Annotated in this window: 1 tRNA gene and 1 pseudogene; both read left to right on the top strand. The window is 56.4% G+C overall.

The annotated features are described in order from the left end of the window. Window positions 1-268 precede the first annotated feature (268 nt). A tRNA-Met gene (locus tag ACCD00_RS30640) sits at window positions 269-345 on the top strand. A 278-nt stretch (window positions 346-623) separates the two neighbouring features. Then, window positions 624-1147 (top strand): annotated as a pseudogene (locus tag ACCD00_RS30635) (hypothetical protein); the annotation flags it as partial.

Here is a 1147-nt window from a genome sequence, read left to right as displayed (position 1 = left end):
CCGAAGGTCGTCGGTTCAAATCCGGCTCCCGCAACCAAACATCAAAAAAGGCTACTCGAAAGAGTGGCCTTTTTTGTGCGCGTCTGTTTTGCAGCACCGGGCACCTAAACCAGCCAACCTGCTGAATCTGGCAGAAAGCAGAAATCGTTCTGATTCCGAAACTTAGGCCAGGGCTGCGACCGTTTGCCGCGATTCAACGTTTATTTGACCTGCTTCAGGATTAACGGTTGACACCCCGGCATTACTCTATAGAATGCCGCCACACAGACGCGGGATGGAGCAGTCTGGTAGCTCGTCGGGCTCATAACCCGAAGGTCGTCGGTTCAAATCCGGCTCCCGCAACCAAACATCAAAAAAGGCTACTCGAAAGAGTGGCCTTTTTTGTATCTGTTGAAAAAGTCCTTTCGCAACAATGATCTGTCACTGTGCAGCAAGCCGTTTGGGGCCACCCATGCTCGGGGTTCAGACTATGCTCTATCGCAGACTGAAGCCTTCACGACTGATGACGCGCCGTCCCCGCTGCCGGGTGATAGGCGTTAATATTTGTGATTATTTTTTTCTACAGGGATTGGTAACTTGGCTGGATACCCCCATCCTGTCGCGCACAATCCAAGAGGTGATTGATGCGCGCCAACTCGTCTGATTCACAAGACACCGTCACAGCGACACAACCGATCAAGGCTGAGCGTCTGCGCCTGCTTGATCTGTTGAGCAAGTACCGTCAACCCATTGGCCTGGCGGTCACCCTGCTGCTGTTCGCAATCGCGCTGATTGCCTGTCGCCACCTGTTGAGCGAACTCGACCTTTACGCGCTGCACGATTCGATCCTCGAAGTTCCACAACCAGCCTTGATGGGCGCCCTTGCCGCAACCGTAGCGGGTTTCATCATTCTGCTCGGCTACGAATGGTCGGCCAGCCGCTATGCCGGCGTGAGCCTGGCACCGCGCACGCTGGCAATGGGCGGTTTCACGGCCTTTGCCATTGGCAACGCCATCGGTCTTTCAATGTTGTCGGGCGGTTCGGTTCGCTATCGCCTTTATGCCCGTCATGGTGTGGGAGCGGCTGAAGTCGCCCGCATGACACTGTTCGCCAGCCTCTCGCTGGGCTGCGCCCTGCCGCCGCTGGCCGCCCTGGCGACGCTCAGCGA

It is taken from the genome of Pseudomonas sp. Pseusp3 (assembly GCF_047304225.1).
Classification (GTDB): domain Bacteria; phylum Pseudomonadota; class Gammaproteobacteria; order Pseudomonadales; family Pseudomonadaceae; genus Aquipseudomonas; species Aquipseudomonas fluorescens_CD.
This window is presented reverse-complemented; position numbering and strand designations above follow the sequence as displayed.